Annotated in this window: 18 protein-coding genes; 5 read left to right on the plus strand and 13 right to left on the minus strand. The window is 65.4% G+C overall.

The features are described 5' to 3' along the window. Positions 1–37: 37 nt before the first annotated feature. On the plus strand, positions 38–5,713 hold the full coding sequence (locus OSH10_RS05315) for an autotransporter domain-containing protein (RefSeq protein WP_266330576.1): 5,676 nt from the start codon (positions 38–40) through the stop codon (positions 5,711–5,713). A 463-nt stretch (positions 5,714–6,176) separates the two neighbouring features. On the opposite strand, the gene OSH10_RS05320 is transcribed toward OSH10_RS05315, so the two are convergent. The 3 genes from OSH10_RS05320 to OSH10_RS05330 all read right to left on the minus strand — a co-directional run bounded on the left by OSH10_RS05320 (position 6,177) and on the right by OSH10_RS05330 (position 8,524). Continuing rightward, on the minus strand, positions 6,177–7,361 hold the full coding sequence (locus OSH10_RS05320; protein WP_266330577.1) for a glycoside hydrolase family 88 protein: 1,185 nt from the start codon (positions 7,359–7,361) through the stop codon (positions 6,177–6,179). Between the two features lie 83 nt (positions 7,362–7,444). Then, positions 7,445–7,996, minus strand: coding sequence for a DUF1349 domain-containing protein (locus OSH10_RS05325; protein WP_266330578.1), 552 nt, complete (start codon positions 7,994–7,996; stop codon positions 7,445–7,447). Positions 7,997–8,173: 177 nt separating this feature from the next. Continuing rightward, complete coding sequence (locus tag OSH10_RS05330; RefSeq protein ID WP_266330579.1) at positions 8,174–8,524, minus strand: GMC oxidoreductase; 351 nt, start codon at positions 8,522–8,524, stop codon at positions 8,174–8,176. On the opposite strand from OSH10_RS05330, the gene OSH10_RS05335 reads away from it, so the two are divergent. Next, on the plus strand, positions 8,500–8,664 hold the full coding sequence (locus OSH10_RS05335; protein ID WP_266330580.1) for a hypothetical protein: 165 nt from the start codon (positions 8,500–8,502) through the stop codon (positions 8,662–8,664). The genes OSH10_RS05330 and OSH10_RS05335 overlap by 25 nt on opposite strands. Before the next feature lie 116 nt (positions 8,665–8,780). Here the strand turns inward: OSH10_RS05335 and OSH10_RS05340 are convergent, their stop codons facing one another. From OSH10_RS05340 to OSH10_RS05355, 4 genes are all read right to left on the minus strand, one after another. After that, positions 8,781–9,203 carry a hypothetical protein gene (locus tag OSH10_RS05340; RefSeq protein ID WP_266330581.1) on the minus strand — a complete coding sequence of 141 codons (423 nt, stop codon included), beginning with the start codon at positions 9,201–9,203 and terminating at the stop codon, positions 8,781–8,783. A 43-nt stretch (positions 9,204–9,246) separates the two neighbouring features. Then, positions 9,247–9,984, minus strand: a complete 738-nt coding sequence (locus OSH10_RS05345; RefSeq protein ID WP_266330582.1) for a glycosyltransferase family 2 protein — start codon at positions 9,982–9,984, stop codon at positions 9,247–9,249. After that, positions 9,984–10,676, minus strand: coding sequence for a glycosyltransferase family 2 protein (locus OSH10_RS05350; protein ID WP_266330583.1), 693 nt, complete (start codon positions 10,674–10,676; stop codon positions 9,984–9,986). Before OSH10_RS05350 ends, OSH10_RS05345 begins: the two co-directional genes overlap by 1 nt. Before the next feature lie 99 nt (positions 10,677–10,775). After that, on the minus strand, positions 10,776–11,705 hold the full coding sequence (locus OSH10_RS05355) for a hypothetical protein (RefSeq protein WP_266330584.1): 930 nt from the start codon (positions 11,703–11,705) through the stop codon (positions 10,776–10,778). 123 nt (positions 11,706–11,828) lie between these two features. On the opposite strand from OSH10_RS05355, the gene OSH10_RS05360 reads away from it, so the two are divergent. After that, a complete protein-coding gene (locus OSH10_RS05360) occupies positions 11,829–12,920 on the plus strand; it encodes a phosphoenolpyruvate carboxykinase (ATP) (RefSeq protein ID WP_266330585.1) in 1,092 nt (363 codons plus the stop codon). On the opposite strand, the gene OSH10_RS05365 is transcribed toward OSH10_RS05360, so the two are convergent. Continuing rightward, complete coding sequence (locus OSH10_RS05365; protein ID WP_266330587.1) at positions 12,890–14,722, minus strand: glycosyltransferase family 2 protein; 1,833 nt, start codon at positions 14,720–14,722, stop codon at positions 12,890–12,892. The two genes, OSH10_RS05360 and OSH10_RS05365, sit on opposite strands and share 31 nt — an antisense overlap. A 137-nt stretch (positions 14,723–14,859) precedes the next feature. Here OSH10_RS05365 and OSH10_RS05370 point away from each other — a divergent pair, with 137 nt between their 5' ends. Then, positions 14,860–15,807, plus strand: coding sequence for a polysaccharide deacetylase family protein (locus OSH10_RS05370; protein WP_266330588.1), 948 nt, complete (start codon positions 14,860–14,862; stop codon positions 15,805–15,807). Between the two features lie 38 nt (positions 15,808–15,845). Next, positions 15,846–17,249 (plus strand): nucleotidyltransferase family protein, encoded by a 1,404-nt coding sequence (locus OSH10_RS05375; protein WP_266330589.1) that lies wholly within the window; start codon positions 15,846–15,848, stop codon positions 17,247–17,249. A 242-nt stretch (positions 17,250–17,491) separates the two neighbouring features. Here OSH10_RS05375 and OSH10_RS05380 read toward each other — a convergent pair whose 3' ends face one another. The 5 genes from OSH10_RS05380 to OSH10_RS05400 form a co-directional block, all read right to left on the minus strand. Then, a complete protein-coding gene (locus tag OSH10_RS05380; RefSeq protein ID WP_266330590.1) occupies positions 17,492–17,917 on the minus strand; it encodes a hypothetical protein in 426 nt (141 codons plus the stop codon). A 28-nt stretch (positions 17,918–17,945) separates the two neighbouring features. Beyond that, positions 17,946–18,425: a cucumopine synthase-related protein gene (locus tag OSH10_RS05385; RefSeq protein ID WP_266330592.1), complete on the minus strand. Its 480-nt coding sequence runs from the start codon at positions 18,423–18,425 to the stop codon at positions 17,946–17,948. Positions 18,426–18,503: 78 nt separating this feature from the next. Then, on the minus strand, positions 18,504–19,268 hold the full coding sequence (locus tag OSH10_RS05390; RefSeq protein WP_323181554.1) for an amino acid ABC transporter ATP-binding protein: 765 nt from the start codon (positions 19,266–19,268) through the stop codon (positions 18,504–18,506). A 1-nt stretch (position 19,269) separates the two neighbouring features. Then, entirely contained in the window at positions 19,270–20,160 is an 891-nt protein-coding gene (locus OSH10_RS05395; protein ID WP_407660675.1) for an amino acid ABC transporter permease, read from the minus strand. Positions 20,161–20,232: 72 nt separating this feature from the next. Beyond that, positions 20,233–21,174, minus strand: a complete 942-nt coding sequence (locus OSH10_RS05400) for a transporter substrate-binding domain-containing protein (RefSeq protein ID WP_266330593.1) — start codon at positions 21,172–21,174, stop codon at positions 20,233–20,235. Positions 21,175–21,538 lie beyond the last annotated feature (364 nt).

A 21,538-nucleotide genomic window follows, 5' to 3' on the forward strand; every position in this document is an offset into this window, starting at 1 on the left:
CTGCGCCTCGTCTTTCACCGTTTCATGGATTAAGCCGATGCCCGTTACTGCAGCTCCCGCCCGTTCCTACCGCCTGCGCGCGCAGGCCTATCGCGGCCAGACCGGCCTTTACTCCGGCCTTGCACGCACGCTGCCCGCGCTGCTGCTGGCTCTGGGGCTCGGCCTTGCCGCGACGCCGGCGCGCGCCGCGAATTTCAATGTCGCCAATGAGGCCCAGCTTGCCGACGCCGTCACCCGCGCGGGCAATGGCGACACGATCACCTTCACCGCCGATATCGAACTGAGCGGCAAGGGCAAGGCCGGCGTCATCACGACCAACGTCACCATCAACGGCAATGGTCACAAGCTGCTCGGCAAGGCAGGGGCGAATGCCAACGGCCTCTATGTCCAGTCCGGCACGGTGGCGATCCAGAATCTCGATCTGTCCGGCCTGACCACCAAGGGAACGAGTGGCGGAAATGGCGCCGGCGGTGGCGGCGGCGGCGCGGGCACGGGCGCCGGGCTTTTTGTCGGCGCGGCCGCGAACGTCACCCTCAGCAACGTGATCCTGCAGAATAACAGCGCCGTTGGCGGCAATGGCGGCATTGGCGTCACGGATGGACGGAACCCGGCCCAGGGCGGCGGCGGTGGCGGCAGCGGCCCCAATGCAGGGAACGGACAGACCTCGTCTGGCGGCAGTGTCGGGCAGGGCGGCACCGTCGGGGGCGGCAACGGCAATGGCGGCAATGGCCAGTGGGGCGCTGGCGGCGGCGGCAGTGGCAGCGTCGGGGCAGCCAAGGGCGGCAATGGCGGGTTTGGCGGCGGCGGCGGCGGCGGCCAGGACGATGCAATCGGCACGGGTGGATTTCTCGGTGGAAACGGCGGCAAGGGCCGGGCTGCCGGGGGCACCAGCTCCAACTGGTACAATGGCGGCGGCGGTGGCGGCGCCGGAATGGGCGGCGGCGTCTTTGTTCAGGATGGCGGGAAGCTGTCCGTCAGCGGCACGCTGAACGTTGCCGGCAATACGGTCGCCGGCGGAACGGGGGGCAGCAGCACCTCGCAGGGCGGTGGCAATGGCGGCGCCGCCGGCGCCGGCCTGTTCCTCGCCGGAAATGGCACGCTCAATCTGGCCCCGGCAGCGGGCGAAACGCAGACCATTGCCGACGCCATCAGCGATCAGACGGGCGCTGGCGGCACCGGTGCGAATGCCGGCAGCTGGGCGCTGGTAAAGGCCGGCGCCGGCACCCTCACTCTCACCGGCGCCAACAGCTACACCGGCGGCACCACGGTGAGCGGCGGCGTGCTGCGGGGCAATTCGACGAGTCTCAAGGGCGGCATCGTCAACAATGCCAGCGTGGTGTTCGATCAGACTTCGGCCGGGAGCTATGCCGGCAGCATGTCCGGCACCGGCGCGCTGACGGTCACCGGAGACAAGCTGACGCTGACCGGCGCCAACACCTATACGGGCCTGACCACGGTGACGGGTGGTGGAACGGTCGAAGTCACCGCCGCCAACAGCATCGCGGCGGCGAGCACCGTCGCCCTCGACAATGGCGCGCTGCTGCTTGGCAGCGGAGTCGGCTTCACGAACGCGATCACGGTCACGAACCAGGGCCGTCTCGGCTCGAGCAGCGGCATCGCGACCGTGAGCGGCGTCATCAGTGGCACCGGGGCGGTGGACGTCAACACCGGCACCGTCGCGCTGGCCGGCAGCAACACCTTCACGGGCGGTCTGAACGTCACCGGCGGCGCCACGGCGCTCTTCACAGCCGATGCCAATCTCGGGGCCGCGGGTGCGGCTGTCACCGTGGCGGACGGCGGCATGATCGGCGCCGCGGCGAATGCGGCGGCGAATTTCACCACCAACCGCAACCTGACCGTCTCCGGCACGGGAGGCATTTCCGGCGCGCAGCATGCCGTGAACTGGAAGGGCGCCATTGGCGGCACCGGGACTCTCGTCGTCAGCGGCGCCAATGTCGTGGAGCTCAGCGGCACCAACACCTATTCCGGCGGAACCTCGATCCAGGGCGGCGCCCTGAAGGTCGATTCCGACGCACGGCTTGGCGACGCCGGGGGCACGCTGGCATTCTCCGGCAATGGCCGCTTGCTGGCCTCCCAGTCCTTCACGACCGGGCGGGCCATCAATATAGGCACGGGCGGAGGCGGCTTCGAACTGGGGGCGGGAACCACCCTCGGCCTGAGCGGGGCGATCACCGGCGGCGTGGTCAACCAGACGGGCCAGGGCACCCTCGTCGTCACCGGCGCGAACTCCCACGCCGGCTTCGCGAATTACGGCGGCACCCTCCAGGGCGACTCCTCTTCGCTCGGGCGCAGCATCCGGTTCGACAGCGACGCCTCCAACACCAGTTCCCGCAAGGTGGTCTTCGCCCAGGCCACGGATGGCACGTTCACCGGCAATATCGGGAGCACCGGCTCGACCCCGGGGCTCGGCAATGTCGTGAAGACCGGCGCCGGCAAGCTCACTCTGATGGGCGAGAGCAATTTCAAGTCCCAGGTGCCCGGCACGGCCGAATTCCAGGTGCAGGAAGGCACCTTGCAGGGCAACAGCAAGAGCCTCGCCGGCAATATCGAGAACAATGCAGCGCTGATCTTCGATCAGTCTTTCAATGGCACCTATGCCGGCGCGATCACCGGCACCGGCTCGGTCGCTGTCAGCGGCGCCGGCCGGCTCACTCTGGACGCGGCCAGCACGATTGCCGGCGCCATCTCCGTCACGGGCGGCGGCGTCCTCGTCACCACGACCGCCAGCAATTTCGGCGCGACCTCGACCCTCGGCCTCAACGGCGGCACGCTGATGCTTGGCACCGGAGCGACCGCGTTCAACAAGGCGGTCACGGTCACCGGCATTGGCGGCATCGCATCGACGGGCGGCACCACGCCGAACAACGCCGTCGCGACGATGAGCGGCGTCATCAGCGGATCGGGCCAGCTGGATATCAACAGCAACACCGTCGTTCTGGCGGCGAACAACACCTTCACCGGCGGCTTGCGCGTCATCGGCAGCAACGCACAGGCACTCTTCACCACCGACGCCAATCTCGGCACCGCCGGTCAGGCGATCACGCTGCAGAATGGCGGCATAGTCGGCACCACGGCCGATGCCGCGCCCAACCTGACGATGACCCGCAACCTCAACATCGTCGGCTCGGGCGGGCTTTCCTCCGCGCTCCATCCGCTGGTCTATGCCGGCACCATCAGCGGCAACGGCACCTTCATCAAGTCCGGCGGCGGCATCGTGAACCTTACCGGCACCAACAACGCCACGGGCGGCACCGCCGTGCGCGCCGGCACGCTGCAGGTTGCCTCCGATGACAAGCTGGGTGCGGCGGGCGCGAGGCTGGAGCTTTCCGAAAACGGGCACCTCTGGGCGACCCAGAGCTTCACGACCTCGCGGGCCATCACCCTCGGCGGGGTCGCGGGCGGCGGCTTCCAGCTCGACAGCGGCACCACGCTCACCCTTACGGGCGCGATCAGCGGCACCACCCTCAGCCTGCTCGGCACCGGCACGCTCGTGCTCGACGGCACCAGCACCTATGCCGGCATCACCAACAGCGGCGGCACCATCATAGGCAACACCGACACGCTGAAGGGCAACATCATATTCGACTACAACGCGAACAATACCAATGCCCGCTCGGTCGTCTTCCAGCAAGATGAAGTCTACAGTGTATTTTCGGGTAACATCACAGGCCTCGGCACCGAGACAGGGTACGGCACCGTTGTGAAGACCGGCAAGGGCACCCTCGTCCTGACCGGCGAGACCAAGTTCGCGGGGCTGGCTGACGGCTACGCCTTCGATCTGCAGCAAGGCTATCTTGAGGGTTCAAGCAAGAACCTCGTCGGCAAGATCCATATCGCCGAAGGAGCGGAGCTGACCTTCAAGGAGATTGTCGACGGCACCTATGCCGGCGGTCTTGAAGGCGACGGAGAACTCGCCAAGAACGGCGAGGGGACGCTGACCCTCAATGGCATCAACAGCGCCCTTGGCGGCACCACGATCAATACCGGCACCCTCGTCTTGAACGGCACGCTGAACACGGCCGGCGAGGGCACCACTGTCTATGGCACCCTTGCCCTGAACGGCACCCTGAACAGCGCCGGCAACGGTACCAATATCGATAATCACGGCATCGTCTCCGTGAATGGCACGCTGAACGGCGACGTGTCAGTCAACAGTGGTGGCACGCTTGAGGGGAGCAGCCGGATCAACGGCAAGGTCACAAACAATGGTGGCAAGATCAACCCCGGCAACTCCATCGGCCATATCACCATCAACGGCGATTTCGAATTCGACGATGGCGAGATGGTGGTGGAGGTGAATGCCGCCGGCGAGAGCGACCGCATCATCGTCATCGGCGCCGGACATACGGCAACCATCACCGCCGGCACCCTCGTCGTCGTTCAGGAGGCCGGCGTCTATACGCCCGGCATCACCTATACAATCGTCTCCGCCGAGGGCGGCGGCACGGCGCATTTCGACGAGATCACCGGCGGTAGCGCCTTCCTCACCCCCGAACTGTCGTTTGATGCGCAGAACCTCTACCTCACCCTCGATTTCGCAAACGACGCCTTCCAGGCCGCCGCCGTCACGGCCAACCAGCAGGCGGTGGGCAGCGCCCTCGATCTGGTCGCCGCCACCGGCAGTTCTTCCGCCCTCCTGAACGCGCTCGGCAACGTACCGGTCGGCTACGGCTCCGCCGCGCTGCAGCAGCTCAGCGGCGAGCCCTATGCCGACTTCGCCACGGTGAACCTGCGCGCCAGCCAGTTGTTCATGAACGCCGTGGGACGGCAGATGTCGACCGCGCGCGGTGCCGGCTCGAGCGGTGACCGGGCATCCCTTGCCGGCCCCGGCTCGGACACGCTGGCGGGCTTCTCCGCCTGGATCAGCGGCATCGGCAGCACCGGCAGCGTGAGCGGCGACGCCAACGCCTCGGGCCTGGACTATTCCCTGAGCGGCACCGCCTTCGGCCTCGACTACCGCCTCAATCCGGATTTCCTGCTCGGCGTTGCCGGCGGCTATGTCTCCGGCTCGCCGTCGGTCGACGGTTTTGCCGGCGACACCGATGCCGACACCCTCAGCGCGGTCGCCTACGGCTCCTTCACGCAGGGCGCGTTCTATGCCGATGCGCTGGTCGGCTATGCCCATGCCAGCAACAGCATGGAGCGCATGATCCTGAGCCCTGGCCTGGCCTTCGGCCTCGCCAACGGCGACACCGAGGCGGGCCAGTTCCTCGGCCAGATCGAGACCGGCTACAAATTCGACCTGGATATCCCCTCGAAGACCTCGATCACGCCGTTCGGCCGGCTGCAGGTGGTCTCGCTCGACCAGAACGGTTTCACCGAGACCGGCTCGAGCCCGTACAACCTGGTCGTGGCCTCGCAATCCGCGACCTCGGTGCGCACCACCTTCGGCGCCGACTTCACGGCGAGCTTTGACCTCGGCAACGGCGTGCCGCTCGACCTCGGGTCGCGGCTCGGCTGGGTGCACGAGTTTGCCGACACCGCGCAGTCGATGACGGCGGCGTTCGCCGCGGCTCCCGGTGCCGACTTCACCGTCTGGGGCGCGGGCGTGCCGCGCGACAGCGCGCTGGTCGGCGTCTCCGCTACCGCCCGGATCCGTGACAACAGCTCGCTCTTCGTCAGCTATGACGGCGAATTCGGCGGCGGAGACGACAACCATCAGCTATGGGGCGGGTTCAAACTCACGTGGTGAGAGTTGGCGCGAAGACCGTTCGACGATCCCCGGTTCCTGAAGCCCTGGTTTTTTTGAAGCCCGAGCGTTCTTGAGGTCCCGGCGTTCTTGAAGCCCGAGGCGCCCCCGGTTGGGGCGCCTTGGGTCAAAAGCCGACGTTGAAGGGAGGCTGATCTCCGCGGCTGCTTCCGCTCCCCAATCCGTCCGTCACGCCAGGCAGCGCCGTGCGGCCGATCCTCTGCTCTCCCAATCGTTGCCGTGCGCGCCATGATCGGCCCCCGGGTCGGCCTGCCGACAAGCTGGCTTCGCAATCGGCGCGTGTCTTGCCAAACGTCACCACAATCCCAGGGATGTGACATTTTTGTTCTATTCCGCCCGATCTGGAGGTGTAGGCTAGGCATACTTCGGAATTCGGGGGGAATGGAGCGGATCTTTCGAGCACACCGGACGCGAATCGACAGGTGCGCCGCACCGAGATTCTGGCCTAAACGATCTGCCGGTGCTCGAGGCTGAAGGCGCCGGGCATGGCGAAGCGCATCAGCGCCTCGACGAAGAAGTAATCGCCGAACATCACCGCCGACTGCACGCCGATCTGGTGCGGCATCGAATAGCAGGCCTTCCTCAACAGGCCGCGATGGCCGGGTTCGCGGGCGAGATAGTCGCGACAGAGGCCGGCCAGAAGCCGGTCGGCCTCGCCCTGCCACTTGGCGCGCTCGGCCTCGTCGCGATGCAGGCGGGCGAGATCGATCAGACCCGCTGCCATGATCGCGCTGGCCGATGAATCCTTCGGCGCGTCGGCCGAAATGTCGTTGAAATCCCACGGCGGCACGACGTCTTCGCCGAGTTGTTGCAGCCATTTGTCGGCGATCACGCCGCCGCGTGCCAGATACTGGCGATCGCCCGTGGCGCCTGCCGTTGCCGCGAGGCCATAAACCGACCAGCCGGTGCCGCGCGACCAGGACGATTCGTCGTGCTGGCCCTGATAGGTGTAGCCGCGCAGCCGCGCGCCGCTCGTCGTGTCGTATTCGACGGCGTGGTAGAGCGTCAGGTCGGGTCGGGTGAAGGCGCGGTCGGTCATCCGGGCATGCGCCTCGGCGGCGAGCAGGAAGCTGGCATCGCCGCTCTCGGTCGCGGCCCAGTAGAGCAGGGGGATGTTGGCCATGGTGTCGATCGCCGAACTGGCGCGGCCGCGCGGATCGCTCATCGGTCCCCAGGACGAGATGTAGGCGCCCTTCCGGGTGACGACGAGGCGATCGCGCAGCCGGGCGGCGGCGCGCAGCGCGATGTCGCGATACCGGCGCTCGCCGGTGATGCGGTAGAACGGCATCGCCGAGCTCAGGAAGATGAAGCCGATATCGTGCGTATTGCCGTCCTCGGCGCGCTGTTCGACCAGCAGCATCCGCTCGCGCGCCAGCGTCAGGAATTTTTCATCCCGCGTGTGCAGGTAGGACGCCAGCAGCAGGCCGACCCAGAAGCCGCAGAACCAGTTGCCGTGGCTCCAGTTCGCCCCGGTATAGCCGGCCGAGACCGAGGCCGGCATGGTCTGCCAGGCGCCGTCCGGGGCGGTGACATAGGGGAACTCGACGCCGAGGGTCCGCTCGTCCTCGATGAGCTTGGCGGCAAGAAGATCGAGCGCTTCGTGATAAGGCGCAATCGACATCGGGTTCATGGCGTTTCCTCTGGTCGCTTTGTCGCGAGGGCGCGGTTTGCCGCGCCATGTGTGCGTTGGCAGCTTTGGATGGAGGCGATGTGTCAGCCATGCAGCGGGTTGGCGATGGGCGCGCCGACCTCGAGCCGCGTGAAGCGAACCTGGAATCCTGCCCGTTGTGGCGAGCAGGTCATGGGGCCGATCCGCAAGCTGGAAGTCTCCGTAAACGGGCACAGCCGCATCAACTGCCAGCCACCTTCGGTGTCGCGGTAATGCGCGATCGCCGCGCCACCGACGCGGGTCAGGCGCACCGCCTGGGGGCCCGTCAGCAGCGGGCGTGCCGTGACCGACCAGTCCGACACGCCGTCGCGCGTGCATACGAGGCTGAAATTGGTGACCCCGTCGGAATGCTCGATGCCGAGCTTGATCCAGTTTCGCTCATCGAGCCGCAGCATCAGACCCGCCTGGTCATAGAGCGTCTCGTATCGGCCCTCGAACTCCACCATCGCGGTGAAGTCGCCCTCGGCCTGTCCATGCAGGAAGTGGCCGCTGTCTCGCCGGAAACCGTAGAAGGTGGATTGCCAGAAATCAGTCTCCCCCGCCGTCGTGACCTGAAGAGCACCGGATTGAACGGACCATTCCGGCGGCTCGTTCATCCACTCCATCGCTTCCCATATCCCAATGGTCATGTCCGTTGCCCCTTCTCGTCGCCCAGGCGACGTCGTGGATGGTTGCGCGCTTCAGCATTGTTGGGGGCACCAAGGTTCCGTCGCTCACGTGTTCCGCGCTCCTGATCGTCTTGTCTGCGCCCTGTGCCGGATCTCAATTGCACGTTATGCTCCTTCATGCAGCGGAGCTTCGCCGCGAACCAGCGCCGCCCCCTTTTCGCCGATCATGATCGCGGGAGCGTTGGTGTTGCCACCGTTAAGATACGCCATGATCGAGTTGTCGATGACGTGGATGCCATCCATGCCGTCCAGCTTATCTTCCGGATCGACTACCGCATCCGCGCCCGCGCCCATCCGGCACGTCCCGGCCGGATGATAGTCGACCGATCCATATTGCCGGACGTAGGACAGGATCTGTTCGTCGGTCCGCAATTCGGCCGGGGGGAAGCGAGGGTCGGCTCTATCTCGAGCGCGTGAAGGCGGAAAGCCGGATGTCGGCTCCGACGCTTCCTGCAAACTTCCCCTTCCGGATTGATCCCGGCGCGATCGTCGTGCCGCAGACGGCGAAGGTCGGTGACGTCATCGAGATCACGATCCCGCTGGAGGCATGGCTGCCGCGATCGTCCCTCGGCAAGCGCAGGCACTGGGTGGCGTGAAGCAGGGGGGCGGAACCCACCACGGCCTGTCCTTACGGCGGCAGGAGCCTGCGGCATCGCGCAAGTCCGGCGAGCTGCACGGCCCCGCAGGCAGCGGGGCCGTGCGTCGCAAGGGCCTATCCCTGGTCCTGCGCCTTCGGCCAGCCCATCTCCTCGTCGACCTCATGCACCGGGTCGAGCAGCAGGAGATCCTGCATGTCGCCAAACGACTCCAGCGCCGGAGCGCTCATCGTTGCAGCCTGCGCGGCGGTGGCGGCAGGTTCGTTCGGAACTGGCGCCTCGGTGGTCGGGCGCATGAGGCCGCAGCTCACCACTTCGTCGGCGAAGCGCGCGATCCCGGCGGCCAGTTCGATGTTTTCACCGGCCAGTTCGACGAGTGCCTCGACCGAATGGCCGGCCGTCAGATCGTGCCAGAGCACGGCACCGGAATCCTTAATGCTGTAGTAGATGCCGGTTTCTAGATTGATCGCGACGATCTCGCCGTCGAAATCATCCGCCGAGCACTGGGGCGATGCGAGTTCAAGGTAATGGGCCGACACGAGAATGTCCTAGTGATGGGAGTGGTGGAATGGGAGCGCGCGCTCATTCTGAAAGAGCGGCGTCCCGCAGGGGCAGAAAGTCGCGTTCGGGTGGAATCGTCGCCAACTCCATCCCGGTCTCATCGACGAGATAGTCGTAGCCCTGGGCCTGGTAGCGATTGTCGGGATCCAGGGTGACATAGCGCTGGTGGCGCGCCTGGCGGTCTTCGGCGCGTATCATGCGCAGGTGATAGAGATTGTGCGGCAGTTGGGCGCCGACGCTTGCCAGGCGCGTGACGATATCGAGCGGCATCCAGTAGCGGTGGAGCGGGCGCGGATCGAATTTGGTGTGGCGAGGGTCGTTCCGGAACAGGCAGTAGCGCATCTTGCGGCCCCAGATGCCGTCCTTCCGGTAGTGCGCCCGGTCATCCCACAGCTCGCGGAACCGCAGCGAATAGGCCTCGATACCCTTCGTTTCGGCATCATCGAGAATTTGGCCGATGTCGCCAGCGAACCGTTCCTCCAGCCGCTCGTCGGCGTCGACGCAGAGAATCCATTCGGCGCCATGCTGGCGGGCCGCCTTGATGAGGGCCATCTGGTTGCCGCGCTCGTTCCATGGCTGCCCCACGGGATTGCGGATGAGCTGGATCAGTTTTGGGTGCCCGGCGAGGATCTCCGCGGTGGCATCCTCGGAGCCATCATCCAGCGCGAGGACGCCGTCGACGGCCGGGGCGACATTCTCGAGCCAGCCGGGCAGGAAACGTTGCTCGTTGCGGGCCTGCAGCAGAACCACCAGCCGCATCAGTTGGCCTTCGCGCTGCGTCGGCGGTCCAGCAGCGCCTTCAGCACGGGCGTGTAGCTTTTCTCGCGCAGGGCCCTGGTGCTCTGGTTGTCGAGATGGACGCGGCGTCGAGACAGGACGGCGTCGAGCATGATCACCTCGGCGGCGCCATCGCGCGCCCTGCCATACCAATCGAGGAATTCGCCGACCGTGAAGCTTTCGTTCAGCGGGCCGATGGCGCGAAACGTATCGAGTCGGGTCAGCAGCGTACCGGCCGAAAAGGCGGGCATCGGCTCTGGCGGACACACCAGGCCTGCCGCCTGGACCGGCGTCAGTTCGGGCGAAACGAAGTGCTGCATATGGCCGAAGACAAGCCGGTTCGGCGCGTCCTGCAGCGCCTGGTGCTGCCACGCGAGCTTGTCCGGGGACCAGATATCGTCCGCGCTGAGAAACGCGATGCAATCGCCGCTGGCGATACGGGTCCCGTGGTTGAGCGCCGCGGCGACGCCCGCATTGGCCTGACGGACATAGGTCACGCCTTGGATGCTGCGGGCGACGTTTCCGGTGCCGTCGCTTGACCCGTCATCGATGACGAGGATCTCGGCGGCAGGCGCTGTCTGTTCGAGGATGCTCGCCACGGCTTCGGCGAGATAGGCCTCGGCGTTGAAGGCGGGGATCACGACACTGACCCTTCTGCTGGTGGTGCTCGTCATGTTCCCCAAACTGTTCCGATACAGCATTACCTAAGGTCGAATACCTTACTGCCTGTCTCCATTTCGTAGGGCAAGGGCGGGTAGGTGAAAAGCGGGATTTCACCAGCGGGTAAATTTCGGAGGGCAGAGATCGAGCAGGGCATTGCCGGTTCGGGTGCTTCGGAGCGCCTCGTAAAGCGCCCGAGGCGTGAAATCCTGCGGGGCCCGGGCCAGGTAGGGTTTGAGGACACTCGCCCGCAGCGCGGTGAAGTCGTCCAGGGTCGCGTCTGCGACGAGCCCTCGCAGCGGATAGGCGACGATATCGTCGGGCAAAACGTCCAGACCGGCGGCAACGGCAAAGTGCCGGGCGGCATGACAGCGGATATTCAGCGTGAACAGCACCTGCATGACCCAGGAGAGCTGCGACATGCTGATCGGGTCCGCCTGATGGAAAGGGTGCAGATCCTTCAGCAAGTATCGTCCCGCGCTGTCGCGGATCTGGCCGCAATAGCCGATGAGGTCGTGTTCGACGGCAAGCTGCAGCATCGCAGAGGTCAGGCGGATATTGGCCTCGCCATAGTCTTCGCCGGGGATGAGACCGGACTTCCAGTCGCGGTGCCATTCGAAGATGGAGAACCACGAGACGTGCGTCTCCGTGTCGATCCTGCCAAAGCCCAGGCATGGGACGACGGGGACACCCCGTTCGGCCAGAAGTCGGCTGACATGGAATTCGGTCGATGCCTGCTGAAAGGAAGCGCCTCCCAGGAAGGCATTGTCGTGGCCAGACGCCACGTCCTCCATGACCCGCCCGTCAAAATCGAAGCGCCTTGCGGCTGGTCCCGTCTTGCTGAACACGCCGAAACGCACGGTGCCGCCATGGAGCCCCGCGCCCTTGATCTTGAGGGCGAAGCCGCGTTTCTCCGGGTGCGGCAGCTGGATGGAGCGACTGCCGTCGAGGATGCCGATCCGCTTGTCCGACTGAAACCATGCGTGAATTCGTCTGCAGACCGCATCGCTGGCGTGACGGACTTCAATGTTCTTGATCTTCATGAACGGCAGCATGCTAAGGCTTGGATTGTCCGGTGTCGCGAGGCGAAGAGCTAGACAGCAAACGGTCTCGCGCTTCAACTGCCACGAGAATATGCCGGCGCGCCGGATGGGAGATATCAAGACATGGAGACCAAGGCCGATCAGGGAGCCGGCGTGGATCGTTGCAATCTGGTCGATTGGATGCGCCAGGTGATCCGCGAGCTTGAAGCGACGCCGCGTGCGCTTTTCACCACCCATCGCATCACGCCGGCGGGCCTCAACATCGAAACGCATTTCGATGATCCCGATTTCGCCGCGGCCTATGCAGGCCGGCTCCGCGATGTCGAGGTGGAGGGGATGCCGGCCGACCGTCTCTATGTGCTGACCGGCAAGGCGGCGGCGTTTCAGGCTGTGCCGGCATGGCGGGATGCCGAATTTCCACCGCCTGCGTTTCACGCCATGATCAGGGCCGCCGGCCTGCGAGCGGCCTATCCCTTCCAGGCTCGTGTCTGGCGCTTCTTCGACCCCCGATCCCGGGTCGGCGTGCAATGGACGGCCAGTCCCGACGACCTGCCGCCGTGGGAGGGTTCGGCACCGCTTCGGCAGCATCTGCACTGGCTGTTGGACGAGAGCGGCCTGCGCCTGGCTCATGCCGCGACGCTTGGCTGGCGGGATCGTGGCGTCGTGCTGTTCGGCAAGGGCGGCGCTGGAAAGTCCGGCACCACGCTTGCCGGGCTCGCGGCGGGGCTTTCAACGGTGGGAGACGACTATGTCGCTCTCGCCGGTTCCCCCGGACCGGTGGCGCGCCCGCTCTATCGCGTGCTCAAGCAGGACCGGGCAGGGCTGGCGCGCACCCCGGAACTCGATGCGAAAACGGCGCATTTGGTTGACAATTGGCGTGGCAAGGTCGAGTTCGACCCGGATCAGTTCTTCCGAGGCGCAACCGTCGATAAAATGGACCTGCGCGCTGCCATCCTGCCGCGTATCGCGCATGCGAGCCGGCCGGCCATCGTGGCGGCCCGGCCCCAGGCGCTGATGCTGGCGCTGATGAGTTCGAACCTGCACCAGTTCGCTGGCGAAGCGGATGACGGCATGTCGTTTTTTGCACGGCTTCTGGCGTGCCTGCCCTGTTTCGAGATGGAGCTCTCCGACGACGCGGCTGCGAACGGGCGTGTGCTGCGCGACTTCATCGCGGCATTGCCGGCTCAGTTCGATGCACGAGAGCTGGTTTCGTAAAGCGCATCGAGCCGCGGGCGGATCGGCGCCGCGGCTGGATCGCGCGCCATCGCATCGAATGCCGCGAGTTCGAAGGCGGCGGGATCGCCGATGGCTTCTGCCGCCCGCGCGAGTCGATCATGGACGAGAAATGCCGAGGGCAGGCTGAAGGTCGCGATTTCGCCGAGCCGCCATGCCTGCTCGATCAGTTTCCGCTCAATCAGCCAGTCGGCCATCCCGGCCAGCCTCTCGTCGTGAAAGGCCGACTGCCACATTGCGATGTCCAGATGGGCGGCGATGTCCCGATGGGCGCTGGCGCTCGCATTGGCACCGTTCCCGCCGCTCGCGCGCAGGAGATCAACCAGTTCAAGGCGAATTGCCAGGTTCGCAGGATCCGCCTGCAGTGCCCTTTCGGCCTTGCGGAGCGCTGACCGAATGGCGCCCCCGGATCGCCACCGGCGACTTTGCCGGTGCAAGCGTTGGGCGCGGCGGATCGAGAGAAGTCCGAAATAGTTTCCGGCGCCATAGGCGAGCGAGGCAGGCCAGACGAGCTTCCCGATGGCAGCCTGCCGCGTCGGTTCCAGTTTCAGGAACGCGTCGGCGATGCGCAGCGCTGTCATGGCGCGCTGACGCGCGGCGGCGAGCAGGTCACCGAGGACCGCAGCGCGTTTTGACGATGGCTGGGTCCGCGCCGGCTGATAGCGGGCCGCCCGGCGGCCTCGGCCGAACATGTCGCGCCAGAAGCGCAGCCGGCCTTGCGGGCCGCCATGCTCGGTCTGCACCTGCGGAACCCAGGCTGGGTGAATGTCCCTGCCGAGCCGTCTGGCCAGATCCGTGTCCTCGCTGACCCTCAACGTCGAATTGAAATAGCCGAATTCGGCGAAGACCTGCCGATCATAGGACGCGCCGTATCGAAGCGCCTGCGTAGGCGGTATCTCCGGAGACCGGGCACCGAACAGGCAGAGATGGGCCGCCAGGGCCAGATCGTCATCATGATCCGCGGGGATGATCGCAGAGGCGACCGCCCGGGCTCCCCTGTCATGCGCGGCCAGCCGGGTCCGGATCCAGCCGGGCTTGGCCCTGCAGTCACCGGCGAGGAAAGCTATGTAGGGGGCGCTGCTCGCGTCGATGCCGATATTGCGCGCCGCCCCGGCATAGAGCGGCGCCTGGATATCGATGAGGCGAATGCGGGCTGCGCAGGATTGCAGCAGTGCCGCGGGGTCCCCGCCGCCTGAGTTGACGACGACAATTTCGGCCGGCTCGTCCTGTTCGAGCAGGGACTCGACGGCATGGATCAGGCCCGGTTGGGCCCGAAAGCCGATCACGATGACGGCCATCGCCGCGGTCGCGATGCTGTCGCCCTCCTGCGATGAACCGTCGCCCATGCACCATCGACGCCAGAGGCCGAAATCCGACCCCGTCGTGGAAGCGGTCACGCGCTTCTCCAGGGTCTGGATGCGGGCATTGTCGGGCGCCTGCGCGACCAGCGTCGTGGCAAGCTCTGCCGCTTCGAGGGGTTGGCCCCGGTTCAGAAGAACGTCGCAGAGCTTATAGCGAGGATAGATACGTTCCGGCGCCGCCGCCATCATGCGGCGATAGAGCCGTTCCGATTCGCCGTTGCGAGCTCCGACGCGCTCGAGGATGCGCCCCGCCAGCGCGAGGCTATGCAGGTCGGCGGCCTCGGAGTCCGTGATCTCGCAGGCGAGATCAAATGCCGCCTGCCTCTTTCCCTTGCGCAGGCTGGCAAGCATGCGCAGGGCGATATCGCGGCAGGGCGCGTGCTCCGTTGACGCATGCAGGGCCGCTTCAGAATGGTTCGGCAAGGTAGGATCGCTTGTTCTAGGGGGGCGACGAATCAATCCGTTCATATCGGCCGGTCCGACAGCCGTAGTTCTGGATCGCGCGCATCGCGCATGTCACGATGCCGCAGAGCTGCGCCAGGGGGAAGGTCGAACCGCACGTGACTGAGCAATATGTGCTGATTTCGTTCGATGGCTGCGTCGACATCGAGAGCTGGCGCGCCTGGACGGCTTTCGCCGACAAGCATCCCCGTCTTCGGCTCACATTCTTTGTCAGCGGGACCTGTTTCCTCACAGAGGAGCGTCGCACCCTCTACCAGGGTCCGGGCAGCGAACCCGGCACGGCCAGGATCCGGTTTGGCGGAACGCAACCCGAGCTGGTCGAGCGCGTCGCCTGCATGAACGCGCTCTTCCGATCGGGGCACGAAATCGCCTCGCATGCCGTCGGGCATCTGGATGGCGCATCCTGGAGCCCGGCCGAGTGGCTTGCCGAATTCGAGACCTACGACCGGCTGCTCGAGGGCTTTGCAGCCAATAATGGTCTCGGCGCCGAGGATGGCCTCGCTTTCGGCCCGAGCGATATCCAGGGGTTTCGCGCGCCCTTCCTGAGCATAGGCCCGGGGCTCGATGCCGCGCTTGCCGCGCGTCAATACCGCTATGATGCCAGCATGGCCGGCCGGGCCGGCGATTGGCCGATGAAGAACCGTGACGGGATCTGGAAGTTCAAGCTGGCCAGTATCCCGCTGAGGGGCTACCGGCGGACGCCGCTTTCGATGGACTACAATCTCTTCATCGTGCAGTCCCAGGAAAATCCTGAAATCTTCGAGGATCTGGAGGATCTGGAGGAACGCGTGGTGGAGGCGTACCTCCAGTACTTCAAGAGAAACTATGTCACGGATCGCGCTCCCCTCCACATCGGCCATCACTTCACGAACTATCGCGGGCTGGTTTACCGCAAGGCCCTGATGCGGTTCATCGAGAGTGTCATCGACCGGCCGGACGTGACGTTCTGCACCTATGCTCAGCTTTCCGACGATCTTGACCGCGTTGGATCGCCGCCTCGCGGCGCGGTGATGCGCGGCGCCTCGTTCGCCCAGGCAGGCCGGTGATCGCAACCCAGCCGCCAAAGAGCTGGCCGACCGGGCGCGTGGCGCTGCTGGTGCGCGCAGCGCTTTGTCCGTCGGCCGAGGCCGCTCGATCCTGGCAGGACTGGAAAGCCAGCCGGAACTTCGATGACATCACGTGGGAGGAGATGCGGCTTCTGGTGCCCGTGGCGGCGCGCCTGGCGGAGATCGATCCCCGCTCGCCGCTTCGGCCCCGCATCGATGGACTGGCGAAGCAGATCTGGACGCGAACCCAGATCAGGCTGCGCGAATCGTGCCAGGTTTTCGATGGCCTCAACGAGGCGGGCGTGCCCTTCATCGTGTTCAAGGGCGGTGCGCAATATGCCGAAGGCCTGGCGGTTTCCCCCCGCCGGGTCATGGGCGATATCGATATTCTGATCCAGAGGCGTGATGTCGTCCCGGCGCTGGATGCCCTCGAGGCCAATGGATGGCGGGCCGTGGGCGGCGAGTCGTTCGCATTGCTGCGGCAGTCCCTTCCGGGCCGGTTGCGAGTGAATTTCAGGAAAGGCCAGCATGGCGAGATCGATCTCCATGTCAGCCCCTTCCATTTCGCCCGCAGCACCCCGGTCCTCGAGGCGGCGCTCTGGGCCCGGGCGAAGCCTGCCAATCTGGTGCTTCGGCCCGTTCTGGTGCCCGACCCCACGGATTCGATGCTGTTGATGATGGCGCACGGGGTCGAAGGCGGTGGGGGCGACTGGGCGATCGACGCGGCCACGCGCATGGCCCGGCAGCCGATCGATTGGGACCGCCTCGTCGCTACGGCAGAACAACGATGCCTCGTGCCCGGCATCCGCGACGGGATCGCCTATCTTATCCAGGGTGTCGGCCTCGCCGTGCCGGAGCACGTTCCGGCCAGGCTGGCCAGGGCGCGGGTATCGGCGACCGAACGGCTCAAGCACTGGTCCAATACCCGCCACCCGGACGACCGTAGCCGCATCGAAAATCTGGTGGATGGGCTCGTCGATCGCATCCTGCGTCGTCGGGGCTTCGACCTGGCGGTCAAGAATGCGAGACTGGTAAGGGCGATGCGGACGCCCGGCGTCTGGATGAACCGGCGCCGCGGCTACGACACCGCCCCCTCCGCTGCGGCGTTCGATCATCACCTGTCCCTGCGCGATGTGCAGGGCAATGCCACGCTGTTCTTCCGGGTGCGGATGGATCCGCCGGAGAACCCGCGCCGCTTTCTCTTCGAGGTCAGTGTCGATGGCGTGGCCATCGGCCAGTTGAGGACCCGCGTCGTCGGCGGTCGCTCGCGCGAGCCGGTCGATCGCCTCTTTCGGCTGCCTCTGCCGGACGGCAGGCGCGGCAGCCTGCAAGTCGTCATCTCGGCCAGCCCGCTCAAGCTGGTCCGACCCGACGCGACGGCTGCCGAGATCGCCCGCTTCTCCGCCGCGCCGTTCCGCATTGTTGGCATCTGGACGGCGTGAGGTCCGATTCAGCGACGCTCGACAGCCGTCATCGCAGGAGATGAGCCGGTATCGAGACGGTCGAAGGTGGATAGGGCAACGTCATCCTTCGCGGCGACGACGCGAAAAGCTGCTCTTCCGCTCCCGGTCCCGGCTCAGCCGCGGCTTTGACACCTGCTGCGTGATGGAAGCGTTGCCGAGGTCCGATGGATATTCCGGCCAACACGGACGGATCCGCGTTGGCCGGCAGGGAGGTTTCGCGACTACTCGACGATGCGGAGTTCGACGGTGCGGCTCTGGTCGAACCAGGTCTCGAGACCGGTCACCTTGAGCTCGAGGCTGCCCTCGACCACTTCGCCGATATAGGAGATCGGCAGCGGCTCCTCCGCCGTGTCGTCGCCATAGACGACGCAGAACTGCTGGCGAGGGCTGTAGAAGCAGACCGACCCGGCGCCGCTGCCATACTTGGCGCGGCGTTCGCGACCGACATCCTCGGTCAGGTACTTGTTCTCCCACGGCGCGACGATCGGCAGCGTGAAGAACACCATGTCGCCGATCAGCTTGCCATGCTGCAGCATGGTGGTCATCGGCAGCTTCTTGCGGAACTCCTCGGCGAGCTTGGGAACCTTGTCTTCCCAGACTTCGATGGTGCAGACGTCCTTGCCCGCAACGGCCATCTTGAGCTTCATTGTCTTGGATCCTTTGATTGTGTTGCGGTCAGGCGGTGGTCTTGCGGCGGAAGCCGTCGCCGAGGCCCCAGGGCAGGATGAAGTCGACCCACATGTGCAGGCGGTTGGCATAGCTGAGCATGGCGTGCGTCAGGCGGACCAGTTCCTCGACGGAGGTGCAGGCGAGCGCGGTCTCGACATAGAGCTTGGTCAGTTCAGCCGCTTCCGGCAGGCTGACGAAGTCGAAGAAATCGGCCTTGTAGCCGATGATCTGCTTGATGATCGACTGCAGCGTCTTGAGGTCGGCGTTCGGGTCGTCCTCGCCGACGCGGATGATGCCCCAGAGCATCTCGTCGGCCAGCGTGCGGGTCTCGCCCTCGGCGAAGATGATCGTGCTCAGATACTGCCCGCGCGAGCCGGTGCCGCGCGGCACCTCGCCGCGACCCAGCGCCGCCACGTCATCGGGGCTCTTCAGCCAGATGCGCTCGCGTTCGCTTTCGAAGCGCTGGATGGCTTCATCGACAGTCATTGTGTTCTCCTAGGTCGAACAGCTGAAGGATGCCGGGTTGAGCGCGCTGTTCAGACGCCATGCCCGGCAGAGGTGAGATCAAAGAACGTGCGACAGGAAGTTGCGGGCGCGTTCCGTCTTGGGGGAATCGAACAGCTCCGCCGGGGTCGTGCATTCGACGATGCGTCCCTCGTCCATGAAGGCGACGCGGTCGCAGACATCGCGAGCGAAGTTCATCTCGTGCGTGACGACGATCATCGTCATGCCGTCGGCGACGAGGCCGCGCATGACTTCCAGGACCTCGCCCACCAGCTCCGGATCGAGCGCCGAGGTGGGCTCGTCGAACAGCATCAATTTGGGACGCATGGCGAGGGCGCGCGCGATGGCGATGCGCTGCTGCTGGCCGCCCGAAAGCTCGCTGGGATAGGCGTCCGCCTTGTGGGCGAGACCGACCTTATCCAGCAGGCCGCGGGCATGCTCGGTCGCCGCCTTGCGTTTCTCGCCCTTTACCTGCACGGGCGCCTCGATGATGTTCTCGATGGCGGTCTTGTGGGCAAACAGGTTGAAGCGCTGGAACACCATGCCGATCTCGGCCCGCTTCGCAGCCGTCTCGCGCTCGCCAAGTTCGTAGAGCTTGTCGCCCTCGCGCCGGTATCCGACGAGTTCGCCGTCGACCGAGAGATAGCCCCCGGTGATCTTGGTGAGGTGGTTGATGCAGCGCAGGAAGGTCGACTTGCCGGAGCCGGAGGGCCCGATCAGGCTGACGACCTCACCGCGGGCCACCGTGAAATCGACACCGCGCAGGATGTCGAGATTGCTGATGCTCTTCCTGACGTCGAGGGCTTCCACCATGAAGGCGCTCATTTCAACCTCCCGCGCGGACGATGCCGCGACCGTAATGCGCCTCGATGCGGCCCTGGATCACGCTGAGCACGCTGGTGAGCAGCAGATACCAGCAGCAGCAGACCAGCAGCAGCGGAATGGTCTCGAAGGTGCGGGAATAGATGGACTGCGCGGTGTAGAGCAGGTCGGACAGGGCTATGACGCTGACGAGCGAGGTCATCTTCAACATGCCGATCGTCTCGTTGCCGGTCGGCGGGATGATGACGCGCATGGCCTGGGGCAGAATGATGCGGCGCATGGCCTTGAGACGGGTCATGCCGAGGGCGCGCGCGGCTTCGTTCTGGCCGTCATCGACGGACGAGATGCCGGCGCGCACGATCTCCGCCATGTAGGCGCCTTCGTTGAGCGCGAGGCCCAGGATCGCCGCCGTCACCGGCGTGACGATGTGATTGGTGTTGGCCTGGAAGAAGGTGATGCCCGTGAACGGGATGCCGAAGCCGAGTTCGGGGAAAAGCGCGGCCAGATTGTACCAGAAGATGAGCTGGACGAGGATCGGCGTGCCGCGGAAGAACCAGATGTAGAGGCGCGCGAAGCCGGAGACGATCGGAATGTCGGACATGCGGCTGACAGCGATGACGATGCCGAGCGCGATGCCCAGCGTCATGCAGAGCACGGTAAGCCAGACCGTCGTGGCGAGACCATGCAGGATGGCCGGCGAGAAGAAATAGCTGGCGACCAGGGGCCACTCGAAGCGGGGATTGAGCAGGACGCTCTCGGTCAGCATCGCGGCGAGGAAGAGCACGATGACGACCGGCACCCAGCGGAAGCGGCCGCTGCGCGGAACGATGGTCAGGCCCGCGGTGGGAGGTTCTGGCCGCTCGTCCGCAACCGCGCCGACTTTGGTGTTGGACATTGACTAACCTTCATGAAGGGGAGGCGGGCCACGCCAGGAGGCGGGCCCGCCTTGGAAAATGAGGGTTGAGGATCAGGGCTTGGGGTATTCGAGCGGGTGGCTCGACGCCAGGTTGATTCCCGGCTCCTCGATGCCGAGGGCGGAGATGCCCCATTTGTCCATGATCTTGGCGTAGACGCCTTCCTTCTGGACCGCCTTCAGCGCGGCGAGCAGGGCTTCGGCCAGTTGCTTGTTGTCCTTCTGGACGACCATGCCGTTATAGTATTTCGGCAGCAGGCGGTTGGTCTCGAGACGGACGGGGCGCGGAGCCGCGGCTTCGATGGCGCGGGCGGCGGCGAGGTTGTTCAGCACGAAATCGACGCGGCCGGAATAGAGCGACAGCAGAACGGCGTCGGCGGAGGGATATTCGTTGGCCTTGATCGCGGGCAGGCCGGCGGCCTCGCAATGCGGCGTCATCACCTTGTTGACGACGTTGATGAAGTCAAAGCCCTGCTGGACGCCGACGGTCAGGCCGCAGAGCGACTTCGGATCCTCGGTGATCACCTTGTTGTCGGCCAGGGTGTAGACGGCCCCGGTCGCATAGGCGTGCACGACGAAGGTGACGCGCTTCTCGCGCTCGAGATTGTCGGAGATGCACTCCGATGCCATGTTGTAGCGGCCGCTCTCGACGCCCGGAATCAGGCCCGCAAAGGCAATCGATTCCACGCTGTAGGTGATGCCGAGCTTCTGGGAGATGGCGTTCCAGAGGTCGGGCTCGTAGCCGATGATCGTCTTGTTGTCCGAGGCGAAGGACTGGCAGGGCGGGTAGTTGGCGTCGGTCGCGATGGTCAGGACGCCGGCGTCCTTGATCGCCTGCGGCAGCATATCGTGCAGCGCCTGGTCCTTCTGCAGGACCGGCAGGCCGGATCCGACGACTTCCTCATATTTCTTGTCTTCGGCGGTCGCCGCGCCAAGGCCGGCGGCAAGCACCATGCTGGTCGCCGCGGCGGCGAGCATCAGCTTCATCGGGTTCATCGCGTTCTCTCCTGTTGGGCCCCGGGCGGAGACCATCTGGTTGGCGCGAAAATGTATGTACAAAAGAAAGTTCGCGTCAATCGCGTTGTTCGTAGATTTAAATGCTAATTGGGCAGTTTTTTGTAGAGCCTATTTTTTGAGCCAGTCGCACAAAATCATGCCACCCTGTCTCGTTCCTTCGTCCGCGAGCGATGGGCGACCTTATTCCGGCCTTGCGGCAGGCTCTGTACTGGCGAATATCTAGAAAAGGGCAAGGGCGACCTACGATTGCGCCCCTCCCAAGCCGCGTTCCAGATTCTGTCGCTCTCGGGGGATCTTATGGACAGCCTATTTTTATGTCTATACGAAATCAGAAGTTGCGACC

This window comes from Kaistia defluvii (assembly GCF_026343955.1).
GTDB lineage: Bacteria > Pseudomonadota > Alphaproteobacteria > Rhizobiales > Kaistiaceae > Kaistia > Kaistia defluvii.